Source organism: Streptomyces sp. NPDC045287, from assembly GCF_056432325.1.
Genome location: NZ_JBWKJG010000001.1, coordinates 138,280 through 160,563 on the forward strand (window position 1 = coordinate 138,280; position 22,284 = coordinate 160,563).

Here is a 22,284-nt window from a genome sequence, read left to right on the forward strand (position 1 = left end):
GTCGAGCCGCACGGAGCGAGGGGCAGGGCCGTGTCGTCCGACCCTGCTCCGGACCCGTACGTCGGCCCGATGGCATGCGGGCACAGGACGCGGATCCTCCGCGAGCGGCGCGGCACGCGTGCGTGTCGGGGGCTTCAGACCGCCCGCGACGGCTGCCGGACCGCCCGCTCGCCCGCTGTGCCCGCGGCCGAAGGCCCGTCGGCGCAAGCCTTCCACGTAGGGTGCTACCCGGTAGCACCCGGTGCTACCGTGAGGGGTATGAGCGTTCAGCCCGAAATCACCCAGCGGGACCTGCGCAACCGGTCCCGAGAGATCATGGACGCCATACAGGGCGGCCAGTCGTTCACCGTCACCCGTGACGGACATCCGATCGGGCAACTCGTCCCCCTGCGGCGACGCCGCCGGTTCGTCTCCCGTCAGGAGTTCGCCGCGATGTCCAGGACCGCTCCCGACATCGACCTCGGCACGTTCCGCGCCGACCAGGACGCCACGGCCGACACCTATCTGGACGACCCCTATGCCCGCTGACCGCTCGACGTACGCGCAGGGGCTCCTCGACACCAACATCATGATCCTGCGCCGGTGGGTGGCCCCCGAGGAACTGCCGGACGAGATGGCGATCACCGCCATCACCCTGGCCGAGCTGTCCGCCGGCCCGCACGAGGTCCGTCGCGACGACGAACAGAGCGACTACGACGAACACGCCGAACGCGCCCGCAGGCTCGACGTTCTCCAACGCGCCGAGAACGAGTTCGACCCCATCCCCTTCGACGCTGAAGCAGCCCGTGTCTACGGCCGCATCTGCGCCGCGGTGATCGGCGCGGGCCGCAAGCCGCGTCGCCGGGTGGCTGACCTCATGATCGCCGCCATTGCCGTGGCCGAGGACCTCCCCCTCTTCACCACCAACCCCGACGACTTCAAGGGGCTGGACGAACTCCTCACCGTCGTACCGGTCACCCGCCCGAAGGCACCTCACGAGGGCTGATGCCGGGGCCCAGGACGGTGGGCGCAACGGACCACCGTGGTGGTCCCGTGTGACCGGATGGCCAGGGGAGGGGGCAACCGTTTCGGGGCTTTTCGCGTCGTACGCGTGTATGGGGACGAGGCGAGGGGGCGGCGGGTGTTCGGGTGGGGTACGGGCGCGTGGCGGGGGCGGGGCGCCACGGCGGTGGCCGTCGTCGTGGCCGCCGGGGTGCTCGGCGCGGCCGGGCCGGGGGTGGGCGCCGCCCAGGCCGCCGGGCTCGCGGGCTGCTCCGGGCGGCTGGCCAAGACCGTCCGGTTCGCCACCGGCGAGCTGCGGGTTTACAAGAACCGCCAGTACGCCTGTGCCGTCACCGTCGCCAAGGCCCCCGGCGCCCGCCGCGCCATGTCCGTCTCCCTCCAGCCGCGCGGCGGCCGGGCCATCGTCGACGCGGGCCGGTTCGCCCGGCAGGCCGGCCCGGTGACCGTCCACGCCCTCAACCGCTGTGTCCGCGCCACCGGTTCCGTCGCCGGGCGGGGCGGCGCCACCGGCTGGATCCTCTGCTGACCGGACATCAGGGACACCCGGCCGGGGGCTGGCCACGGCCCCGCGCCCACCGCTAGGTTCACCGCGACCACAACGAACCCAGTGGAAGGCAGCGCATGCGCACGACGCTCAGACGGCTGCTGTCGCTCGTGGTGCTCATAGGCACCCTGAGCACGGTCGGCACGGCCACCGCCGCCGGCCGGGACAGCACCGCCCCGGACATCAAGGACCGCGTCCTCGCGATCCCCGGCATGTCCCTCGTCGAGGAGAAGCCCTACCCCGGCTACCGCTTCTTCGTCCTGAACTACACCCAGCCGGTCGACCACCGCCGCCCCTCCCGCGGCACCTTCCAGCAGCGGCTCACCCTGCTGCACAAGGACACCAGCCGGCCCACGGTCTTCTTCACCAGCGGCTACGGCCTCAACACCGAGCCCCGCCGCTCCGAGCCGACCCGGATCACCGACGGCAACCAGGTCTCCCTGGAGTACCGCTTCTTCACCCCCTCCCGCCCCCGGCCCGCCGACTGGTCCAAGCTGGACATCTGGCAGGCCGCCTCCGACCAGCACCGGCTGTTCACGGCGCTGAAGGGCGTCTACGACCGCAAGTGGGTCGCCACGGGCGGCTCGAAGGGCGGCATGACCGCCACGTACTACGAGCGGTTCTATCCGCACGACATGGACGCCGTCGTCGCGTACGTCGCCCCCAACGACGTCGTCGAGAAGGAGGACTCCGCCTACGACCGCTTCTTCGCGACCGTCGGCAGCCAGGAGTGCCGCGACCGGCTCAACGCCCTCCAGCGCGAGGCCCTCGTCCGCCGCGAGCCGCTGAGGAAGCGGTACCAGGAGTGGGCCGCCGCCGAGGGCGCCACCTTCCGCACCGTCGGCAGCGTCGACAAGGCGTACGAGGCCGTCGTCCTCGACTTCGTCTGGGCGTTCTGGCAGTACTGGGGCGAGCAGGACTGCGCGAGCGTCCCGGACGCCGCCACCGCCACCGACGACGCCGTGTACGAGACGATCGACGCGTACTCCGGCTGGTCCTTCTACACCGACCAGGGCCTGGAGCCGTACACGCCGTACTACTACCAGGCGGCCACCGAGCTCGGCTCGCCGAGCATGCGCATGCGCCACCTCGACGGCCTCAGCCGCTACGGCTACCAGCCCGCGCACACCTTCGTGCCGGACGAGATCCCGGTGCGGTTCAAGCCGTGGGTGATGCGCGACGTCGACACGTGGGTCCGCCACAACGCCCGCCGCATGCTGTTCGTCAACGGCGAGCGCGACCCGTGGAGCGCCGAGCCGTTCCGCGTCGACCGGGGCGCGAAGGACAGCTACGTCCTCACCGCGCCCGGCGCCAACCACGGCGCCAGCATCGCCGGCCTGTCCGAGCGGGACCGGGACCTCGCCACGGCGAAGCTCCTGCAGTGGGCGGGCGTCGCCCCGGCCGCCGTCCAGGCCGACCCGGAGCGCGCCGAACCGCTCGCCCGGTACGACGCCCGGCTCGACAAGCGCGACATCCAGCGCGAGCCGCAACTCCGCCCGTGACACCGGGGGATCGCCCGTGACAGGAGGGCCACCCGTGACACGGTGACCGTCCGTGCCACGGTGGCCGCTCGTGCCACAGGGGCCACCTGTGGCACGGGGGCTGCCTGTGGCACGGGGGCCGCCTGTGGCACCGCGGGACCCGAACGGGGCGCGTGCGCCGGCACCGAAGCCGGCGCGCGCGCCCCGCGCACGTCACCCCGGGTCAGTACGACAGGCCGTACCCGATCGGGTACAGCACCCGCGACGGGTCGTCCGCGCGCTGCACCGGCACCGGCAGGCGGCCCTCCGGGCGGGCGCGGCCGGCGATGACCCGGGCGGCGGCCCGCAGCTCCACGTCGGTCCACGCGTACGCGGCGAGCGTCGCCCGCTGGCCCGTCAGGTGCGCGATGTCGTACGGGTTGCGGATGGCCACCGTGACGACGGGGACGCCCGTCGCGACGAGCCGCGCGACGAGGGTGCGCTGCGCGCTCCCCGCCGACACGTTGTACGTGCCGACGACGACCGCGTCCTTGCCGGCCGCCGCCGCGACCGCCTGCTCGATGCGGGCGGCGGACGGGGCGGTGCCCGTGGACAGGGCGGTCGCGGTGAAGCCGAGCTCCGTGAGGGCCGCGGCGAGCGTCGCGGTCGGCGGACCCGTCGTCCCCGACGGCGACGCCGGGTCGGCGCCGATGACGAGCAGGTCGCGTTGGGTGAGCCGGTTGAGCGGCAGCAGCCCGCCCTCGTTGAGCAGCAGCGTCGTGGTCGTCTCCGTGATCCGGTCGGCCGCGTCGAGGTGGGCCTGCTTGCCGACGACCCGGTCCACCCCCTCGCGGGTGACGTAGGGGTCGCGCAGGAGCCCCAGGCGCGCCTTGAGCCGCAGGACGCGGAGAATCGATTCGTCCAGCCGGTCCTCGTCGATCTCACCGCCCCGCACGGCGTCCAGCACGGCGTTCCAGGCCAGGTCCAGGTCCGGCGGGTTGAGCAACTGGTCGCAGCCCGCCTTCAGCGCCAGCACCGGCACCCGGTCGTCGCCGTACTTGGTGCGGACGCCCTCCATGCCGAGCGAGTCGGTCACCACCACCCCGTCGTAGCCGAGCCGCTCCCGCAGGATGCCGGTGAGGATGGGCCGCGACAGGGTCGCCGGGTCCTCCGACGGGTCGAGGGACGGCACGACGATGTGCGCGGTCATCACCGAGTCGATCCCGGCGGCGATCGCCGACCGGAACGGCGGCGCGTCCAGGGTCTCCCACTCCTCGCGCGTGTGGTGGATGTACGGCAGCTTGGTGTGGCTGTCGTCGGTCGTGTCGCCGTGGCCGGGGAAGTGCTTGGCGGTCGCCGCGACACCGGCGCCCTGGTACCCCTTCACCTGCGCGGCGACCATCCGGGCCACGGCCCGCGGGTCGGCCCCGAAGGACCGTACGCCGATGACGGGGTTGGCCGGGTCGACGTTCACGTCCGCCACGGGCGCGTAGTTCTGGCGGATGCCCAGCGCGGCCAGTTCGGCGCCGGCGATGTGCGCGGCGCGCCGGGCCACGTCGCGCGCGCCGGACGCGCCGAGCGCCATCGCGCCGGGCAGCAGCGTCGCGGGCTCGCCCACGCGCGCGACGATGCCGTGCTCCTGGTCGGTCGAGACGAGCACCGGGACGGGGGTCCGCTGGGCGAGCGCGGCCCGCTGGATGCCGTTGGACAGCTCGGCGATCTGGTGCGGGTCGCGCGTGTTGTGCGCCCACGCGAAGTAGATGATGCCGCCGACGTGGTACTTGGCGATCAGCTCGGCGGCGGTGCGGACGCCGATCTCGCGGAGGTTGGCGTCGACGTCGGCCTGGTCGGGGTGGGTGGCGGAGTGCCCGTACACCCGCATGACGAACAACTGGCCGACCTTCTCCTCAAGGCTCATGCGGGAGACGATCCGCGCGAGCCTCCGCTCCTCCCCGTCGCCGTCGCCCGCGGCGGCGGGCGGGGGGACGGGTGCGGCGGCGGCCCGCGGGGCGGTGACCCCGGTGGCGGCGGCAGCGGCGGCGGTCGCGGCGAGGACGGTACGTCTGGAGGTGGCGCGGTGGTGCACTGGTGCTCCTTCCGGCCGTGCGTGACGAGGGGTGAAGGAAACTTCCAAGGTGTCACACGTAGGCGAAAGTAACTTCCAGGTCAAGGACGCGCGCAGGACGGACCCGCGCCCGGCGCCGCCCGACGACCTGAGTGCCGGACAGGCGGCCTGGGTGCCGGACCCGGGGCCTGAGTGCCGGACAGGCGGCCTGAGCGCCGGGCACGTGGCCTGAGTGCCGGACACGGCGCGGGCGCCGGGGCCGGGCCCGCCACCGGTTCCGGGAGGGTGCCCGCCTAGGGTGGCGGGCATGAACTCGCAGACGTACCTCTCCGAACTCTTCTCGCTGGACGGCCATGTCGCCCTGGTCACGGGCGGCAGTTCCGGCATCGGCCGGGCCGTCGCGGGGGCGCTGGCCCGCGCGGGTGCGAGCGTCGTGGTCGTCGCCCGGCGGGAGGCGGAGCTGGCCGCGACGGTGGAGGAGCTGGAGGCGGACGGCTGCCGCGCCGCCTGGGTCAGCGCCGACCTCGCCACGCGCGACGGCGTGCGGGAGGCGGCCGAGCGGGCCGCCGCCGTGTTCGGGGAGCCGGACATCCTGGTGAACTGCGCCGGGGTCAACCTGCGTCCCCCGATGGGCGAGATCGGCGAGGACGTGTGGGACACGACGATGGCGGTGAACCTGGAGGCGCCGTTCCTGCTGGGCCAGCGGTTCGGGCCCGGCATGGCCGAGCGCGGCTTCGGCCGGATCATCCACGTCACCTCCCAGCAGGCGCACCGCGCGTTCGTCCAGAGCGGCGCGTACGGGGTGTCCAAGGGCGGCCTGGAGTCGCTGGCCCGCTCCCAGGCGGAGGCGTGGTCGCCGCACGGCGTCACCTGCAACACCCTCGTGCCCGGCTTCGTCCTGACCCCGCTCAACGCGCGGCTCCAGTCCGACCCCGACACGGTCGAGGCCCTGGCGAAGCGGACCCTCGTCGGCCGCAACGGGGTGCCCGAGGACTTCGCGGGCGCGGCCGTGTTCCTGGCGAGCCGCGCCTCGGCGTACGTCACGGGCCAGTCGGTGTACGTCGACGGCGGCTTCCACGCACACTGAACGGCGGCCCGGCGCTCCGGTCGGCCTGGCGGCCCGGTGCTCCGGCGGCCTGGTGATCCGGCTCTCCGGGGCCCCGGTGGCCTGGCGCTCCGGTCGGCCTGACGGCTGGCGCTTCGGCGGCCGGGCTCTCCGGGGCTCTGATGGCCTGGCGCTTCGGCGGCCTGGCCTTCGGTGGTCCGGTGGCCCGGGCTCAGCCGCGCACGGTCACCCCGTACCGGAGGCGCAGTTGCCGCATCTCCCACCACGCCACGGCCGACACCGACGCCGGGCCGCCGAGCAGGGCGCAGACCTGCACCAGCGGCGGGCCCGGCGGCGGGCCGCCGTAGGCGAGGTTGACAGCCGCCATCTCCCACACGAGGACGCCCGTCAGCAGCGCGGGCAACGCGGCGTGTACCTCCGTCGTGTTGAACGCGCTGCGCACCGCCCGGCCCGACGAGAACACCAGGAACAACCCCGTTCCCGCCATCACCACCAGCACCGAAAGACCCATCAGCGCCGCGACCGGATCGGGCACCCGCCCCCGCATCGCACTGCTGACCAGGACGCTGCCCCAGGCGAGCAGCGGCGTCGCGGTGAGCGCCCCGAAGTACCACAGGACCGAGCGGACCGCCGGCCGCAGCCCCGCCCGCATCCCCGGCCGGGCCACCGGCGGCGACAGCCGGAACAGGACGAGGACCACCACGGGCGTGCTGAGCAGCAGCAGCCACGGGGTGAGCGCGAGCCGCATGAGGTACTGATCCTGCGCCTGGTCCCAGTCTTCCGCCGTCCCGTAGACGGCGAGGATCAGCAGCGACGCGACGGCCGCCGCCCAGGCCCTGGCCTTCTGCACGCGCGCGATGTCCGGGTCCCCGATCCGGCGCGCGTCGTACGGGAAGACCTGCCGAGCCTTCCTGCGCGCCGCGCGGGCCATCGGGTAGCCGACCAGGATCGCGAGCGCGGGCCACACGCAGCAGACGAACGGCACCCACAGCAGCGCCCTCCCCCCGCTCATGTACCCGAGCAGCTCCCGCAGGGTCGGCCACTCGTCCTCCCGGAACCGCTGCCACAGCGGCGGCCGGTAGGGGTACGGATGCGGGGACCGGTACGGGTGCTGGTGGGGGTGGGGGTAGGGGTACGGCTGCTGGTACGGCGGGCGCGGCCCCGGCACGTACGGGTTGCCGTAGGGGTCGCCGCCGTACGGATGGCCCGCGTACGGGTCGCCTCCGTGTGGATTCTGTCCCCCGAACGACACGACGACGTCCCCTCCTGGATGGCGCGCCTGCGGCGGCGGGCCGGCGGATACCGGTCCACTCCTATCGCGTTCCGCCGACCCCCCGCCAGTCACCGCCCGTCCCGGAGCCGCCCCGCCCGCCCCGGAGCCGCCCCGGGCCCGGTGCGTGGAGCCCCAACCCCGTCCCCGCCGGGCGGACGGCGCGACGCGCCGGAGATCCGCGTCCCCGCCGCCGCTCTACCGCCGGGGCGCCGCATCCCGCGCCAGGGCGCCGAGGCCGTACGCGGCCCCGGCACGGGGCCGTCACCCCGTACGGCCGTCACCGCCCGCCCCGGCGCCGGGACCGGGCCTCACCCGGTGGCGAGCAGCCCCTCGACGTGGGCGCGCCCGGCCGCGAGCAGGGCGGGCAGTTCGGGGACGTCGGGGTACCACCGCTTCTCGTACTCCCAGCAGAACCAGCCGTCCGGTCCGACCGGCGCGACGCACGCGCGCAGCGGCAGGGCGCCGGCACCGAGCGGCACCGGTGTCGTGTCGTCACGCCCGGCACAGTCCTTGACCTGCACATACCCGAGGTAGGGCTCCAGCAGCCCGTACGTCCGCGCGGGCTCCTCACCGGCCCGCCAGGCGTGCATCACGTCCCACACCACGCCCACGTGGGGGTGGCCCACGGCGGCGACGACCCGGGCGGTGTCGGCGCCCGCAGGGTGCGAGTCGTGGTTCTCCAGCAGGATGCGCACGCCGGTCTCGGCGGCGACCTCGGCGGCGGCCCCGAGCCGCCGGGCGGCGACGGCGTCGGCACGGTCCCGCGGTTGCTCGCCGCCCCCGGGGAAGACCCGCACGAACGGCGCCCCGAGGTCGGCCGCCAGGTGGATCAGCCGGTGCAGCTCCTCGTACACGGCGTCGTCGTCCCCCTCGGCAGCCACGCGCGCGTACCCGGCGACGCAGAGGACGTCGACCCCGGCGGCGGCGAACTCCCGCGCGACCGCCCGCCGTTCGTGCGCGACGAGCCCGGGGTGCACGGGCTCCTCGGGGTGCGCCCGCAACTCGACCCCCCGGCACCCGGCCTCCCCGGCCAACCGCACCACGTCACCGACAGCCATTCCGGGCACCCCGAGGGTGGAAAACGCGAACTTCATCCCCCGAAGCTACCCCCCTGCGCGGCTTCCACGCCGCCGCGCACGCCCACCGCGATCGCGGGGGCCGGCGGAGAACGCCTTCACCCCTCAAGGTGTTGCATATGCGCAACGGCCGGCCGTGCGGTTGAAGTCGTGATCTCCAAAGGTCGGCACCAGTGCCGAGACGTCGCCGCCGCACTGGACCGGGCGAAGCGGGCCGGCCTCCACGTCCTACCCGACGAGAACGGCCACCGATGGGGCTGGGTGGTCTGCTGTGGCTGCGGCCAACGGCTCACCGTGCACGGCACTCCGCGCAGTCCCGGTAACGAGGCGAAGAAAATCGATAGATTCGTGCACGCCCACCAGCACTGATCGGAAGGAGTGCGCCATGCCCGAGTGGAGCTTCGTCCTCCGGCTCAACCAGCCGCTCACCCCCGAGCAGGCCGACGCGTTCGACCACTGCGAGGCCTTCGCGGACGGTTCCGTCTCGTACGTGCTGGGCCCCGAGGAACCGAGCCGCCACGCGCACCACAGGGCGGACGACCCGGCGTTGCGGGAGCTCGTGTGCGACGTGGAGGCGCCGACGCTCCTGGAGGCGATCGCCCAGGTGGCCCGGGACATCAGACTCGTCCCCGGGCTACGCGCGGTAGGCGTGCGGCACGATGACGTCGTGACGCTGGGCGAGGCGGCCCAGCGGTGCGCGCGGAGCCGCCAGTCGCTGGTGCAGCTCGCGCGCGGCCAGCGCGGGAGCGGGGGGTTCCCGGCGCCGGAAGTGGAAACGGCCGGCACGGCCTTCTACTCCTGGTCGAAGATCGCCGCCTACCTGCGGGGCATCGGGGACGACATCGCCCCGGTGGCCCGTGACATGGTGCTGGCCGACCACATCCTCCGCGTGGTCGACGAGTTGGAGGACGCGGACGTGCCCCGGCCCGTCCTCAGGTCGCTCGGACTGACGGCCGCGTAGGGGGCGCGGCGCCCTGACGGACCCTGCCCCGTCCGGACGGTCCGGACGGGGCAGGGCGTGCGACCACGGGTGCCTACAGGCTGACCACCCGGCCGCCCAAGGAGACGACCAGGCGGCCGTCGGAGGCGTACGTCCAGGTCAGGGCGCCGGTGTAGGAGGAGCAGCGGGAGCCGTTCGTGCCGGTCCAGAACTGGTTCGTGGCGTCGACGTTGCCCACGACCTTGTCGTTCGTGCCGCTGCCGCTGCGGCACGAGGTGTTGTTCCGGAACACCGAGGACCCGGCCTCCCAGGTGTAGTTGCGCTGGGCGTTGTCGACGCTGAGGTTGTTCGACACGGTCATCGAGCCCGGGTTGCGGTTGTACGTGAACCCGTGCTTGCCGTTGTCGTACGCGATGCTGCGCCGCACGACGTGGTCGACGCCGATGTCCTCGCCGCCCAGCTTGTAGCCGTTGCGGTCACCGGCGGTGTTCTGCGTGCCGTCGGAGAGGGTGCCGTTCTCGTAGGCGAGGGAGTCCTCGATGGTCACCGGGCCGATGGGGCCGGTGTCCGTCTTGGTGTACAGGTCCCAGCCGTCGTCGATGTTGTTGTGGGCCACGGCGTACCGGAAGACGTTGCCGGGGCCGACGGTGAGCTTCGCGGCGAAGCCGTCGGCGTCCTCGCCGTCCGAGTCGGCGTTGTCGTGCGACTCCGCGCTCAGGACGAGGTTGTGGGACGGCCACTGGTCGCGCGGGGTGGTGGAGGCCGCCCGCGAGAGCTGGAGGCCGGTGTCGCGGTTGAAGCGGGTCACCGTGCGCTCGATGACGTTGTTGCTGCCGCCCACGAAGATGCCGTTGTCGCCGGCGCGCTCGACGACGAGGCCGTTGACGTGCCAGTACGACGCGTTGAGGGCGAGCCCGCGGTTGGCCGGGTCCTCCGCCATGGCGGAGAAGTTCAGCACCGGCGTCTCGCCCGGGTACGCGGCCAGCTTCGTCCGGGCGCTCGCCGTGCCGTTCTTGCCGGCCGGGATGGTGACGGTCTGCGAGAAGCGGTACGTGCCGCCGCGCACGTAGATGGTGCCGCCGGGGGTGATGCGGTTGATCGCCGAGGCGAGCGTCGTCGGCGCCGACTCCGTGCCGGCGGCGCCGTCGGTGCCGTTCGGCGCCACGTACAGGGCGTTGCCCGGGGGCGGCGGGGTGGTCGTACCGCCGCCCGTCTCCACGTCCAGGGCGTCGATGTTGGCCAGGCCCTCGGCGGTGGTGGGGACGAACCGGACGGTGTTGCTCCCCGCGTTCAGCGGGACGGTGAACGTCGCCGTCGCCCAGGTCGCCCAGGCGCCGGTGCCGGCGAACGTCGACGACCCGGCCGACGCGCCGTTGACCGTGAGGTTCGCGGGCCGCGGGGTGGTGGTCCCGTTGGCGTAGCGGACCGTCAGCGTCGCGGTGCCGGCCTGCGGGGCGTCCACCGTGAACTGCAGGGCCGCGCCGACGGCGTTGCGGCCGTTGCAGAAGCCGGTCCCGGAGTACCCGGCGTGGTTGGTGTCGACGCTGCCGTCGCAGGTGGCGGGCGCGCGCTCGGCCTCGTAACGGATCGGCGCGGCCGACGCGGTGGCGGGCAGCACCACGACGGTACCGGCCGCCAGGGCGGCGCACGCCAGCGCGGACAGCGTGGATTTCGTCTTCATGGGGGATCCTCGTCCTTCTCCGTGGTCGCCTGCGGGGCGCAGGCAGGGGAGTGCGGCTCTCGGCACGAGAGATGGAAAGCGCTTGCTAAGCTAGGAGTGCGCCATGGGCACGTCAATCACCGCGTACGAAGGGAAACTTTCGAACGCGACCCCTGCGCGCCATCCGCCCGTCGTCCGCCCCTCACCCGCCCGTCACTCCACGGCCACCGGCCCGGCGGCGGGCACGCCCGTACGGCCGGGGAGCCGCAGGACGTCGGCCTCGCGGGACAGCGGCCCCTCGGCGTGCCGTACGGAGAACGGCTCGACGTACGGAGAAGGGCGGGCCGTACGGAGAAGGTCGGGCCGGACGAGGAACGGCTCGACGAACGACTGCAGGACCAGCGAGCGGCGCCCGCCGGGCCCGTCCGCCTCCGGGCGCCGCGTCCGCGAGGTCCAGCCGCCCCGCAGCGGTGCGGCTTCCACGGTGCTTCCCCGCCGGGGAGTCGGCCCTCCGCCCGGGCGCGCGCCGCGTCCGGCAGCCCGTTGACCGTGCCCGTGCCCGTCGACCGTGCTCGTGCCGTGCCCGTGCCCGTCGACCGTGCCCGTCGACCGTGCCCGTGCCCGTCGACCGTGCTCGTGCCGTGCCCGTGCGGGCAGGCTATCCGGGCGCGGTCCGGCCGTCGGCGGGCGGTCCTCCCGCGGTGTGCGGCGCGGTGGGCGCGCCGGCGGCCAGGGCGCGGAAGCCGGTGGGGGTGGTGCCGGTGCGCCGGCGGAAGAAGGCGCTGAAGGCGGTGGGGTGCGTGAAGCCGACGCGGTCGCCGATGGCGGCGGGGGACAGGGCGGTGTGGACGAGGAGGCGTTTGGCCTCCAGGAGCACCCGGTCGTCGATGAGGCGTTTGGCGCCGCATCCGGCGGCGGCCCGGGTGGCGCGGGTGAGGGTGCGCGTGCTGTAGCCGAGGCGGGCGGCGTAGTCCTCGACGCGGTGGGTGCGCGCGAAGTCCTGCTCGACGGCCTCGCGGAAGCGGCGGAACGGCTCGCCGGCCGCGCCCTCCGGGAGCGCGGAGCCGTCCACGTGGGCGAGGCGGATCAGGAGGGCGGACAGCAGGTGGCGCATCGTCTCGATGTGGGCCGTCAGGGGCAGGTCGGAGAGGTGGGCGTACTCGTTTTCGAGCGCGTCGAGGACGCGGCGCAGCGACCCGGCGTGCCGGGCGGTGGGGGTCACGTGCCGGCGCGGGGCGGGTCCGGCTGCGGCGGTGAGGACGGCGGTGGTGCCGCTGAGGAAACCGGCCGGGAAGACGACCACCGTGCCCTCGGTGCGGTCCAGCGGGGAGAGGAACTGCACGACCTGCCCGGGCCGCACCCACAGCCAGCCGCCGGGCGGGATCGCGTCCGCGGCGAAGTCGACCGAGCAGCGCGCGACACCGGCCCGCACGTGGATCAGCAGGTGGAAGACCGGACGGCTGGGCCGGTAGGGGTCGATGCCGTGGCCGTGTGCGCGTTCGGCGAGGCGGTCGAGCGGCACCACCTCGATGCCCGGCGGGGTGCCCGGCGTCGGCCGGTAGGGGACGGCCGCGATGTCACGCGGAGGCGGCTCCTCCGCGGTCTGTCCGTTTTTCTTCATGGCGTGTCCCGAGTGTAGGCGGTCGGGCCGACACCCGGCACTAGCGTGAAAAGGGCTGGAGAGCGGCCCGTACGCCCGGGGGAGGCAAAGCGCCCGAAGACCCGGGTGACCGAAACCGTCAGACACGGCCGGTCCCGGCCGCCTCCCGCGCCGGCACCGCGGCGCGCGGCCATCCCCGCGGCCCCGCGTGCGGGCCCCCTCCACGACGACCGGGAGACCGCAGATGACCATCGAGTACGCCACCCGCTACCGCACCCGCTCCCACATCCCCGCCGAGCCGGGCACCCCCTACTTCATCGAGAAGGGGCACGGCGACCGCGCCCACCTCTTCGGCGACCTGATCACCGTCTACGCGGGCGGCGAGCAGACCGAGAACACCTTCAACTTCTTCACCGTCGAGGGCCCCAAGGGCAACATCATCCCGGCCCACTCCCACCCCGACACCCACGAGGTCTTCTACGTCACCGACGGCGCGGTGCGCCTCTTCGTCGAGGACCTCGAAGGCAACCAGCACGAGAAGCTCCTCACCCCGGGCGACTTCGGCTTCGTGCCCAAGAACTGTCCGCACGCCTACCGCATGGAGCGCCACCACAGCCGGGTCGTCGGCGTGGCCGCCGGCCCCGGCGGCACCTTCGAGCGGTTCTTCGAGAACTTCGGCGCCCCCACCGACGCGCTCACCCTGCCCCGCGAACCGGTCGTCCCCGAACCCGGCAAGTTCGCCACCGTCCCCCAGCAGTACGACGTGACCTTCCTCCCCGACCACCAGTGGCGTTCGTCGGGGAGCTGACCCCGCCCGCCAGCCCAGCCGTACACGTCCCCTACCGGAAGAAGGCCCCCTTGGCTCCCGACGGCACCGTCGGCCTCGTCGACGTACACGCCCACTTCGTGACCGACTCCTACGTCCGCACGGCGAAGGAGGCCGGCCACACGATGCCCGACGGCGTCCCCGCCTGGCCCTCCTGGTCGGCCGCCGCCCACCTGGAGGTGATGGACCGGTGCGGCATCGACGCCGCGATGCTCTCGATCTCCTCGCCGGGCGTGCACTTCGGTGACGACGCCTCCGCCCGCCGCCTGGCCCGCGAGGTCAACGAGGCCGGCGCCGAGGCCGTCCGGGAGCACCCGGGCCGCTTCGGGCTGTTCGCCTCCCTGCCCCTCCCGGACGTCGACGGCGCCCTGGAGGAGACCGCCCACGCCTTCGACGTGCTCGGCGCCGACGGCGTGGTCCTGGAGACCAACACCCACGGCACCTACCTCGGCGACCCGGCGCTGGAGCCGGTCTGGGCGGAGCTCGACCGGCGCGGCGCGGTCGTCTTCCTCCACCCGACCTCGCCGGTGTGCTGGGAGCGGTCCGCCCTCGGCCGCCCCAGGCCCATGATCGAGTTCGTCTTCGACACGGCCCGCACCGTCACCGACCTCCTCCTGGCCGGAGCGCTGGAGCGCCACCGGAACCTGAAGATCATCGTTCCGCACTGCGGCGGCGCCCTGCCGGTCCTGGCCGACCGCGTCGACGGCTTCATGCGGATGTTCATGCCCGAGGGCACCCAGGCGCCCGACGCGGTCGCGCAACTGCGCCGCCTGTACTACGACCTCGCAGGGCCCGCGCTGCCCCGCCAGCTCCCCGCCCTGCTCGGCCTGGCCGACCCCGACCGGCTGCTGTACGGCAGCGACCACGTGTGGACCCCCGCGGCGGGGGTGGAGGCCCACGTCGCCGGCCTCGACGCCGCGCCGGCACCGGGCGGCGGGGACTGGCGGTCCCTGACCACGGCCAACGCCCGGCGCATCCTTCCCCGCCTCGCCGCCCACGACCTCCGCGAGGCCGGCTGATGGCCCGGACCACCCCGCCCCGGGGCGGCGCCCGCGAGGTCTCCCGGGCGCCCGTCCGCGGTACCCCGGCCGCACCCGGCTCCGGTGCCCCGGCCGTGCCCGGTGGTCCGGCCGCACCGCCCCGCCGGGCCACCGCCCTCCTGGTCGTCCTCGGCTCGCTCACGGCGGTCGCCCCGCTGGCGACCGACATGTACGTGCCGGGCTTCCCCGCGATGGGCGCCGCCCTGCGCACGAACAGCTCGGCCGTGCAACTGACGATGACGGCCTTCCTACTGGGCCTGGTCGTCGGCCAGCTCCTCCTGGGCCCCCTCAGCGACGGCCTCGGCCGGCGCCGGCTGCTGCTCGGCGGGGCCGCCGGGTTCGCCGTCTTCTCCCTCGCCTGCGCCGCGGCGCCGGACGTGTACGTCCTGATCGCCGCCCGCTTCCTGCAGGGGGTCGCCGGGGCCGTCGGCATGGTGCTCGCCCGGGCCGTGATCACCGACCGCTTCACCGGAGCGGACATCCCCCGCCACTTCGCGGTGCTCTCCCAGATCCTCGGCGTCGCCCCGGTCGCCGCACCGGTGCTCGGCGGGGCCGTCCTCGCCGTGTCCACCTGGCGGACGGTCTTCGGCGTGCTCTGCCTCGTCGGCGTCCTGCTGCTGCTCGGCGTCCTCACCAAGGTGCCCGAGTCCCTGCCGCCCGAGCGCCGCCACCGCGGCGGTCCGGCCGGCACGTACCGCGCCATGGGGGGCCTGGTGCGCGACCGGGCCTTCCTCGGCTACGTCCTCGTCCTGGGCCTGGCCTCCGGCGCCCTGTTCGCGTACATCAGCGGGTCCAGCTTCGTCTTCGAGCACGTCCACGGCGTCACCACCGGCACCTACTCGCTGGTCTTCGCCGTCAACGCCGTGGGCATGCTGCTCGGTGGCGCCGCCTTCGCCCGGCTCGCCCGTCGCTTCCGCCTCAACACCCTCCTCAGCGCGGGCGTCGCGGTCGCCGGCACCGGCGCGCTGGCCCAGGTCCTCGTCACCGCCGCCTTCGGCGAGACCATGGCCGGGACCTGGATCACCCTCTTCGTGGTGATGTGCGGCATCGGCACGCTCATACCGGCCACGATGAGCCTGGGGCAGAACATCGGCCGTGCCGCGCCGGGAGCGGCGTCCGCGCTCCTGGGCGGCCTGCAGTTCCTGTGCGGGGCGGTCGCCTCCCCCCTGGTCGGCCTCTTCGGCGAGGACAGCTCCCTGCCGATGGCCCTCGTCATGCTCGTCTCCCTGGCCCTGGCCGCGCTCGCGCTGGTCCTCCTCGTCCGCCCCCGGCAGGGCCACGGGGAGGTCACCGGGGCCGGTCGCTGAGGAACGGCGGGCGCCCGCGCGTCCGCCCCGGGTGCCGGAACCCCCGGAGGGGGCGGGCACACCCGGGCGGGGCTCGTCCTCAAGCGCGCTTGACGTCCGGGGGTCGTCCCATGGGCGGAGCCACGGCGTTCCGCGCGCTTCGCCCGGCGCGACGGCGATCGCCCCGGGGCGTTCCGAGGGGCAGGGCGCGGACCGGCACCGGCACGCCGTGGGGCGGGAGGGCGGTCCGGGGCTCCGGAGCCCGCGCCGCCGTGCCGGGCGGCACGGCGGCGCGGGACTGCCCGGGGGCCGGTCAGGAAGTCGCCGGCGTCGTGAGCCACAGGGGACGGGCCGGAGCCAGCGCCGTACCGTCACCGGAGTACCGGAAGAAGTTGTTGTTGTTCGCCCGGGCGATGACGTCGGCCTTGCCGTTGCCGTCCACGTCGCCGACGAACACGGCCTTCATGTTGATCCAGGACTTGTCGGGCCACAGGGAGCGGGCGGGGTCGAGCGTTCCCCTGGCGTTGCCCGCGTACAGGTGCAGGCTGCCGTCCTCGGCGACGGCGACGATGTCGTCCCTGCCGTCCAGGTTGAAGTCCCCGCCCCCGATCGTCTTCTTGGTCCACGTCTTGTCCGGCCACATCGACCGGGTCGTGGTGGACAGGACCCCGTTCGGGCCGGGCACGTAGCCGAGCAGCGCGCCGTCCGCCGCCTGGACCACCAGGCCGTCCCGGCCCGACGCGTCCGTCTTGAAGCGGGTCATGGGGGCCGTTCCGCTCCAGCTCGAGTCGGGCCACATCTTCACGTTCGCCCCCAGCTTCCCGGTACTGCCCGTACCCGGGTACAGCAGGAGGCTCCCCGTGGAGGAGATGGCCGCGATGTCGGTGTTGCCGTCGCCGTTGAAGTCACCGCCGACGATCTTCTTGACCGTCTTCCAGCCGTTGTCCTTCCACAGGTTGCGGCCGTATCCGAGGGTTCCGTCGGGGCCGGAGTAGAAGGCGTGCAGACCGCCGTCCGTGAGGACCGCGGCGATGTCGGTGCGGCCGTCCGCGTTGAAGTCAGCGGCCGTCATCACGTCGGTGACGTTCGACAGTCCGTGGACCAGCCGCGTCTTCTGGACCCAGTGGCTGACGTCGTCGACGCGGGCGGCGACGGCGCCCGTGCGGGTCTCCGCGGCGTCGGTGCCGAAGCAACCGCCCTGCCAGGAGCGGCTGTTGACGCCGACGAGCTCGGGCACGCCGTTCACCTGCCGCAGCAGGGGGCCGCCGGTGTCGCCCTTGCAGACGGCGTCGCCCGGGGTCTTCCCCGTGATGTCGAGGGTGGTGGCGGCGACCGCGTCGGCGGTGAAGGAAGCGGTGTGGAGCGCGAGGGGAGCCCACTCGGTCCTGGTGCGGCCGTAGCCGGCGGCGGTGAGCGCGGTACCGGCGGTCACGGGCGCGGTGGAGACCGCGACCGGGGTGATCCCGGTGGCGGGCGTGGCGAGGCGCGCCATCACCAGGTCGCGGCCGGTGTGGGGCACCAGCTCGACGATCTCGCTGACGTGTCCGCCGGTGGTGGTCAGGTCGGCGCGGCCGATCGTGGCGACGGTCTTCTCGGCGGGCTTGCCGACCGCGAGTTCGGTGAGGCCACCGGTGAAGCAGGACGCGGCGGTCAGCACCCACTGGGCGTCGACGAGGGCGCCGGAGCAGGAGCGGAGCGCGTCGCCCGCGCCTATCTCCAACCGTGCCGTGAACGCGTGGGAGTCGTCCGTGACGGCGGTCCCGGTGACGGCGGCCGCGGGCGCGGCGCACAGTGCGAGCGGACCCGCGACGAGGGCCGAGGCGAGCGCGGCGAGGCGCAGGGGTCTGGTGTGTCGCATGGCCTTGTTTCCTTGACGGAAGGTCTGCGCGCGGCCGGCCGGCGGAGCGCAGAAGGGCGGGTGGAGAACTGCCCGGGCGTCACGCGGAGACCTCGACCCCCACGAGCCCGTGCCCGTGGCCCTCTGCCTGCCGGCCTCGCCGCCGGTCGCGGGCGCGCGTCCGGGGCGGGCGTGGTGGCGGCCGGGAGGAGGGCCGCTGGGCGGGGTTCTTCTCATGGGTCGTCTGGAAGGGGAGGGCCTCGGGGGCGCCCGGGGAAACAGTTCGATCTTGTGGTCGAGCCTCACCCTATGATCATTTTTTACACAGCAAAACCTTGCAAAAAGGGCAAAAGTGTGAAGCTCTTGTGATCTTCGTCATGTCGCGGACGGGTGAGCGGGCGGGGGGCGCGGTCCGGCGCCGGGAACGCGCCCCGGGCGTCCCGGGCCGTGTCCGGGCGGGACGGCGAACGGGCTTCGACGGCCTTCCCGAACGGTGCGGCCGCCGCGCGCGGACGCGGGAGTGTGCCCGCGGGACCGACCCCGGAGGCCGTCCCCACGCGCGCGGAGGCGCCGACGCGGCGCTGCTCGGCGGGATGTACGAGATGGGGTCCCTACGCGCGGAGGTGCCGACCGCGCCGCTGGGCGCGGCCGTCGGCGGGACGGGCCGCCCCTCCGCGCGCGGAGGCACCCTGTCCGGCGCGGACGAGGACCAGGCGCGCGGAGGCCGTCCCGGTCCGGGTGCGGAGGTCACCTCTACGCGTGCGGAGGCGCCCTGTCCCGCGCGGTAGGGGGACCGCGCACGCGGAGGCCGCCCCTGCGCACGGAGTGCCTGCGCACGGAGTGCCTGCGCACGGAGTGCCTGCGCGCGGAAGTGCCGCCGTGCCGAACCCGATCCGGCCCTCGGCGAGCACGCCCCCTGCGCGCGAAGACGCCTGCGGCCCGGCCGCGCCGGACCGGCCCCGGCGCCCCTTCCGCGCGCGGAGGCGCCAGCGGCCACGCCGTCGGGACGTGCGAGGAGTGCCCGGCGCCCCTACGCGCGCGGAGGCGCCGTCGACGCGCGCACCATCAGTTCGCCCCGGATCGTCGACACGCCGCCCGGCGGCGGCGTGTCCGCGCCCATCGCGAGGCGGCCCGCCCGCACCCCCGCCTCGTGCAGCGGCAGGCGGACCGTCGTCAGGGACGGCACCGCGTCGACCGAGAACGGCAGGTCGTCGAAGCCGGCCACGGACACGTCGTCCGGGATGCGCAGCCCCGCCTCCCGCAGCGCCGCGCAGGCGCCGAGGGCGACCGTGTCGTTGGCGGCGACGACGGCCGTGAGGGACGGTTCGCGGGCGAGGAGTTCGCGGGTGGCGTCGTACCCGGACGCGCGGGTGTACCGGCCGTAGACGGTGAGCCGGTCCAGGCCCGGCCCGTCCAGGCCCGCCGCGGTCATCGCGTCGCGGTGGCCGTCCAGCCGGTCGCGGGTGGTGCTCCGCTCGACCGGGCCGGCGACGTACCCGATGCGGCGGTGGCCGAGGGACAGCAGGTGCTCGGTGAGGCTCCGGGCGCCGCCCCGGTTGTCGAACGCGAGGGTCGCCGCGACGGCGTCACCCGGCATGGGCGGCCGTCCGCACAGCACGACGCGCGTCCCGGCGTCGCCGAGCTTCGTCAACTTGGCGGTGAGCGCGGCGATGTGGCCCGGGTCGACCAGCGCCCCGCCGGTGACGACCACGGCGGCCGCGCGCTGGCGCTGAAGGAGCGTCAGGTAGGTCAGTTCGCGCTCGGGGGAGCCGCCCGTGTTGCAGACGACAGCGAGCTTCTCGCCGCCCGCGCGGCCCGTCCCGGTGTCGCCGATGGCGCTCTGCGCGGCGCCCGCCATGATCCCGAAGAACGGGTCGGCGATGTCGTTGACGAGGATGCCCACGAGGTCGGAGGTCGCGGCGGCGAGGGCGCTGGCGGGGCCGTTCAGGACGTAGTCCAGTTCGTCGACGGCGCGCAGCACCCGTTCCCGGGTGGACGCGGCGACCGGATAGTTGCCGTTGAGGACCCGCGAGACGGTCGCCGGCGACACCCGCGCGCGCGCCGCCACGTCGGCCAGGGTGACTGTCATCGCGTGCCCTCCGAGGAGAAGTCGGGGAAGTCGGCCGCGGCTCTTGTACCGGCCGCTGTCGGCAGGCTAGCGTCATCAGCGATAGAAAGCGCTTGCTATGACGATGAGCCGCACTTCTCGCAGAAGTCGCGGCCCCTCGCGTACGCCCCAGAGAGCACACGCGGCTCACACAGTCAGACATGGAGGGACCTTCGTGACACGCAGGACAGTGCGGATCGCCATGAACGGCGTCACGGGTCGGATGGGCTACCGGCAGCACCTGGTGCGCTCCATCCTCGCGATCCGCGAGCAGGGCGGCCTCGACCTCGGCGACGGCCACGTCCTGTGGCCCGAGCCGGTCCTCGTCGGCCGCCGCGAGCACGCCCTGCGCGAGCTCGCGGAGCGCCACGGGCTCACCGAGTGGTCCACCGACCTCGACGCCGTTCTCGCGGACGACCGCACCGACATCTACTTCGACGCCCAGGTCACCTCCGCGCGCGTGGGCGCCCTCACCAAGGCGATCGCCGCCGGCAAGCACGTCTACACCGAGAAGCCCACCGCCGCCGACCTGGCCGGCGCCCTGGAACTGGCCCGCCTCGCGCGCGAAGCCGGCATCAAGCACGGCGTCGTCCAGGACAAGATCTTCCTGCCGGGCCTGCTCAAGCTGAAGCGCCTCATCGACGGCGGCTTCTTCGGCGAGATCCTCTCCGTGCGCGGCGAGTTCGGCTACTGGGTCTTCGAGGGCGACTGGCAGGACGCCCAGCGCCCCAGCTGGAACTACCGCGCCGAGGACGGCGGCGGCATCGTCGTCGACATGTTCCCGCACTGGGAGTACGTGCTGCACGAGCTGTTCGGCCGGGTGACCAGCGTCAGCGCCCACGTCACCACGCACATCCCGCAGCGCTGGGACGAGCAGGGCAAGCCGTACACCGCCACCGCCGACGACGCGGCGTACGGGGTCTTCGAGCTGGAGGGCGGCGCCGTCGCCCAGATCAACTCCTCCTGGGCGGTCCGCGTCCACCGCGACGAGCTGGTCGAGTTCCAGGTCGACGGTACGCACGGCTCCGCCGTCGCCGGGCTGCGCGGCTGCCGCGTCCAGCACCGCTCCATGACCCCCAAGCCGGTCTGGAACCCGGACCTGCCCGTCACCCACTCCTTCCGCGACCAGTGGCAGGAGGTGCCGGACAACGCCGAGTTCGACAACGGCTTCAAGGCCCAGTGGGAGCTGTTCCTGCGCCACGTCTACCTCGACGAGCCGTACCACTGGGACCTCCTCGCGGGCGCGCGCGGCGTGCAGCTCGCCGAGCTGGGCCTGAAGTCCTCGGCCGAGGGCCGCCGTTTCGAGGTGCCGGAGCTGTCGCTGTGACCGCCCCCGCCGGACCCACGGTCCACCTCCCGAACCCGGACGGCTCCACGCGCGCGTACCGGCCCCGTACCGAGCCGCGCGCCTTCACCACCGGCGCCCCGCTCGTCTCCCGCACGGTCTTCTCGGCCGCGCACGTCGTCGCCGACCCGTACGCCGACACGACCCCGGACTCCCCGGCGGCCGTCGACTGGGACGCCACCCTCGCCTTCCGCCGCCACCTGTGGTCGCACGGCCTGGGCGTCGCCGAGGCCATGGACACCGCCCAGCGGGGCATGGGCCTGGACTGGGCGGGCGCCGCCGAGCTGATCCGCCGCTCCGCCGCCGAGGCGAAGGCGGTCGGCGGGCGCATCGCCTGCGGCGTGGGCACCGACCAGCTGACGGGCCCGGCCGACCTGGACGCCGTCCGCGCCGCGTACGAGGAGCAGCTCGCCCTCGTCGAGGAGACGGGCTCCCAGGCGATCCTCATGGCCTCGCGCGCGCTGGCCGCCGCCGCCCGCACCCCGGACGACTACCTGGAGCTCTACGCCCACCTGCTGCGGCAGGCGAGCGAACCGGTCGTCCTGCACTGGCTCGGCCCGATGTTCGACCCCGCGCTGGAGGGCTACTGGGGCTCCTCCGACCTCGACGCGGCGACGGAGACCTTCCTGGAGGTCATCGCCGCCCACCCGGACAAGGTCGACGGCGTCAAGATCTCCCTGCTGGACGCGCAGCGCGAGGTCGACCTGCGCCGCCGCCTCCCGGGGGGCGTGCGCTGCTACACGGGCGACGACTTCAACTACCCGGAGCTGATCGCGGGCGACGACCGCGGCTTCAGCCACGCCCTGCTGGGCATCTTCGACCCGCTCGGCCCGCTGGCCGCCGAGGCGGTCCGGCTCCTCGACACCGGGAACACCGAGGGCTTCCGCAAGCTCCTCGACCCCACCGTCGAGCTCTCCCGGCACCTCTTCCAGGCGCCGACCCGCTTCTACAAGACGGGCGTCGTCTTCCTGGCGTGGCTCGCCGGCCACCAGGACCACTTCGCGATGGTCGGCGGCCTGCAGTCGGCGCGCTCCCTGCCGCACCTGGCACGCGCGTACGAACTCGCCGACGGCCTCGGCCTGTTCCCCGACCCGCAGCTCGCGGCGGCCCGCATGACGTCCCTCCTCGCGGTGTACGGGGTGACCCGGTGACCGGCC

19 protein-coding genes are annotated in these 22,284 nt (G+C 74.2%); 11 read left to right on the top strand and 8 right to left on the bottom strand.

The features are described from left to right. The first annotated feature begins 258 nt into the window (after positions 1 to 258). The 4 genes from AC07D6_RS00660 (at position 259) to AC07D6_RS00675 (ending at position 3,048) form a co-directional block, all read left to right on the top strand. Positions 259 to 528: a type II toxin-antitoxin system Phd/YefM family antitoxin gene (locus AC07D6_RS00660; RefSeq protein WP_315876142.1), complete on the top strand. Its 270-nt coding sequence runs from the start codon at positions 259 to 261 to the stop codon at positions 526 to 528. After that, complete coding sequence (locus AC07D6_RS00665; protein WP_479040909.1) at positions 518 to 985, top strand: PIN domain-containing protein; 468 nt, start codon at positions 518 to 520, stop codon at positions 983 to 985. The genes AC07D6_RS00660 and AC07D6_RS00665 overlap by 11 nt, the downstream gene beginning before the upstream one ends. 183 nt (positions 986 to 1,168) lie before the next feature. After that, on the top strand, positions 1,169 to 1,528 hold the full coding sequence (locus tag AC07D6_RS00670) for a hypothetical protein (protein WP_479041534.1): 360 nt from the start codon (positions 1,169 to 1,171) through the stop codon (positions 1,526 to 1,528). 95 nt (positions 1,529 to 1,623) lie between these two features. Continuing rightward, complete coding sequence (locus AC07D6_RS00675) at positions 1,624 to 3,048, top strand: S28 family serine protease (protein WP_479040911.1); 1,425 nt, start codon at positions 1,624 to 1,626, stop codon at positions 3,046 to 3,048. Positions 3,049 to 3,250: 202 nt separating this feature from the next. On the opposite strand, the gene AC07D6_RS00680 is transcribed toward AC07D6_RS00675, so the two are convergent. Continuing rightward, positions 3,251 to 5,092, bottom strand: coding sequence for a glycoside hydrolase family 3 protein (locus AC07D6_RS00680; RefSeq protein ID WP_479040913.1), 1,842 nt, complete (start codon positions 5,090 to 5,092; stop codon positions 3,251 to 3,253). 286 nt (positions 5,093 to 5,378) lie between these two features. Here AC07D6_RS00680 and AC07D6_RS00685 point away from each other — a divergent pair, with 286 nt between their 5' ends. Continuing rightward, positions 5,379 to 6,158: an SDR family NAD(P)-dependent oxidoreductase gene (locus tag AC07D6_RS00685; protein ID WP_315876138.1), complete on the top strand. Its 780-nt coding sequence runs from the start codon at positions 5,379 to 5,381 to the stop codon at positions 6,156 to 6,158. Positions 6,159 to 6,348: 190 nt separating this feature from the next. On the opposite strand, the gene AC07D6_RS00690 is transcribed toward AC07D6_RS00685, so the two are convergent. After that, positions 6,349 to 7,389, bottom strand: coding sequence for a hypothetical protein (locus AC07D6_RS00690; RefSeq protein WP_479040915.1), 1,041 nt, complete (start codon positions 7,387 to 7,389; stop codon positions 6,349 to 6,351). 329 nt (positions 7,390 to 7,718) lie between these two features. Beyond that, a complete protein-coding gene (locus AC07D6_RS00695) occupies positions 7,719 to 8,504 on the bottom strand; it encodes a sugar phosphate isomerase/epimerase family protein (RefSeq protein WP_479040917.1) in 786 nt (261 codons plus the stop codon). Between the two features lie 367 nt (positions 8,505 to 8,871). Here AC07D6_RS00695 and AC07D6_RS00700 point away from each other — a divergent pair, with 367 nt between their 5' ends. Continuing rightward, positions 8,872 to 9,447 (top strand): hypothetical protein, encoded by a 576-nt coding sequence (locus AC07D6_RS00700; protein WP_479040919.1) that lies wholly within the window; start codon positions 8,872 to 8,874, stop codon positions 9,445 to 9,447. Between the two features lie 73 nt (positions 9,448 to 9,520). On the opposite strand, the gene AC07D6_RS00705 is transcribed toward AC07D6_RS00700, so the two are convergent. From AC07D6_RS00705 to AC07D6_RS00715, 3 genes are all read right to left on the bottom strand, one after another. Then, entirely contained in the window at positions 9,521 to 11,107 is a 1,587-nt protein-coding gene (locus tag AC07D6_RS00705; RefSeq protein ID WP_479040921.1) for a carbohydrate-binding protein, read from the bottom strand. A 192-nt stretch (positions 11,108 to 11,299) separates the two neighbouring features. Beyond that, positions 11,300 to 11,569: a hypothetical protein gene (locus AC07D6_RS00710; protein WP_479040923.1), complete on the bottom strand. Its 270-nt coding sequence runs from the start codon at positions 11,567 to 11,569 to the stop codon at positions 11,300 to 11,302. A 175-nt stretch (positions 11,570 to 11,744) separates the two neighbouring features. Continuing rightward, entirely contained in the window at positions 11,745 to 12,707 is a 963-nt protein-coding gene (locus tag AC07D6_RS00715) for a helix-turn-helix domain-containing protein (protein ID WP_479040925.1), read from the bottom strand. A 223-nt stretch (positions 12,708 to 12,930) separates the two neighbouring features. On the opposite strand from AC07D6_RS00715, the gene AC07D6_RS00720 reads away from it, so the two are divergent. From AC07D6_RS00720 to AC07D6_RS00730, 3 genes are read left to right on the top strand one after another with little or no spacing between them, the layout of a single operon-like run. Then, positions 12,931 to 13,494 carry a quercetin 2,3-dioxygenase gene (locus AC07D6_RS00720; protein WP_479040927.1) on the top strand — a complete coding sequence of 188 codons (564 nt, stop codon included), beginning with the start codon at positions 12,931 to 12,933 and terminating at the stop codon, positions 13,492 to 13,494. 50 nt (positions 13,495 to 13,544) lie between these two features. Further along, positions 13,545 to 14,531 carry an amidohydrolase family protein gene (locus tag AC07D6_RS00725; protein WP_479040929.1) on the top strand — a complete coding sequence of 329 codons (987 nt, stop codon included), beginning with the start codon at positions 13,545 to 13,547 and terminating at the stop codon, positions 14,529 to 14,531. Then, a complete protein-coding gene (locus AC07D6_RS00730) occupies positions 14,531 to 15,859 on the top strand; it encodes a multidrug effflux MFS transporter (RefSeq protein WP_479040931.1) in 1,329 nt (442 codons plus the stop codon). Before AC07D6_RS00725 ends, AC07D6_RS00730 begins: the two co-directional genes overlap by 1 nt. Positions 15,860 to 16,151: 292 nt before the next feature. Here the strand turns inward: AC07D6_RS00730 and AC07D6_RS00735 are convergent, their stop codons facing one another. Both AC07D6_RS00735 and AC07D6_RS00740 read right to left on the bottom strand, forming a co-directional pair. Then, a complete protein-coding gene (locus AC07D6_RS00735; protein ID WP_315876129.1) occupies positions 16,152 to 17,696 on the bottom strand; it encodes a trypsin-like serine protease in 1,545 nt (514 codons plus the stop codon). A gap of 1,009 nt (positions 17,697 to 18,705) precedes the next feature. Next, positions 18,706 to 19,764: a LacI family DNA-binding transcriptional regulator gene (locus AC07D6_RS00740; RefSeq protein WP_479040933.1), complete on the bottom strand. Its 1,059-nt coding sequence runs from the start codon at positions 19,762 to 19,764 to the stop codon at positions 18,706 to 18,708. Between the two features lie 193 nt (positions 19,765 to 19,957). Between AC07D6_RS00740 and AC07D6_RS00745 the strand changes: the two genes are divergently transcribed. Further along, positions 19,958 to 21,109 (top strand): Gfo/Idh/MocA family protein, encoded by a 1,152-nt coding sequence (locus tag AC07D6_RS00745; protein WP_315876127.1) that lies wholly within the window; start codon positions 19,958 to 19,960, stop codon positions 21,107 to 21,109. Next, entirely contained in the window at positions 21,106 to 22,278 is a 1,173-nt protein-coding gene (locus AC07D6_RS00750) for a dihydrodipicolinate synthase family protein (protein WP_479040934.1), read from the top strand. The genes AC07D6_RS00745 and AC07D6_RS00750 overlap by 4 nt, the downstream gene beginning before the upstream one ends. Positions 22,279 to 22,284 lie beyond the last annotated feature (6 nt).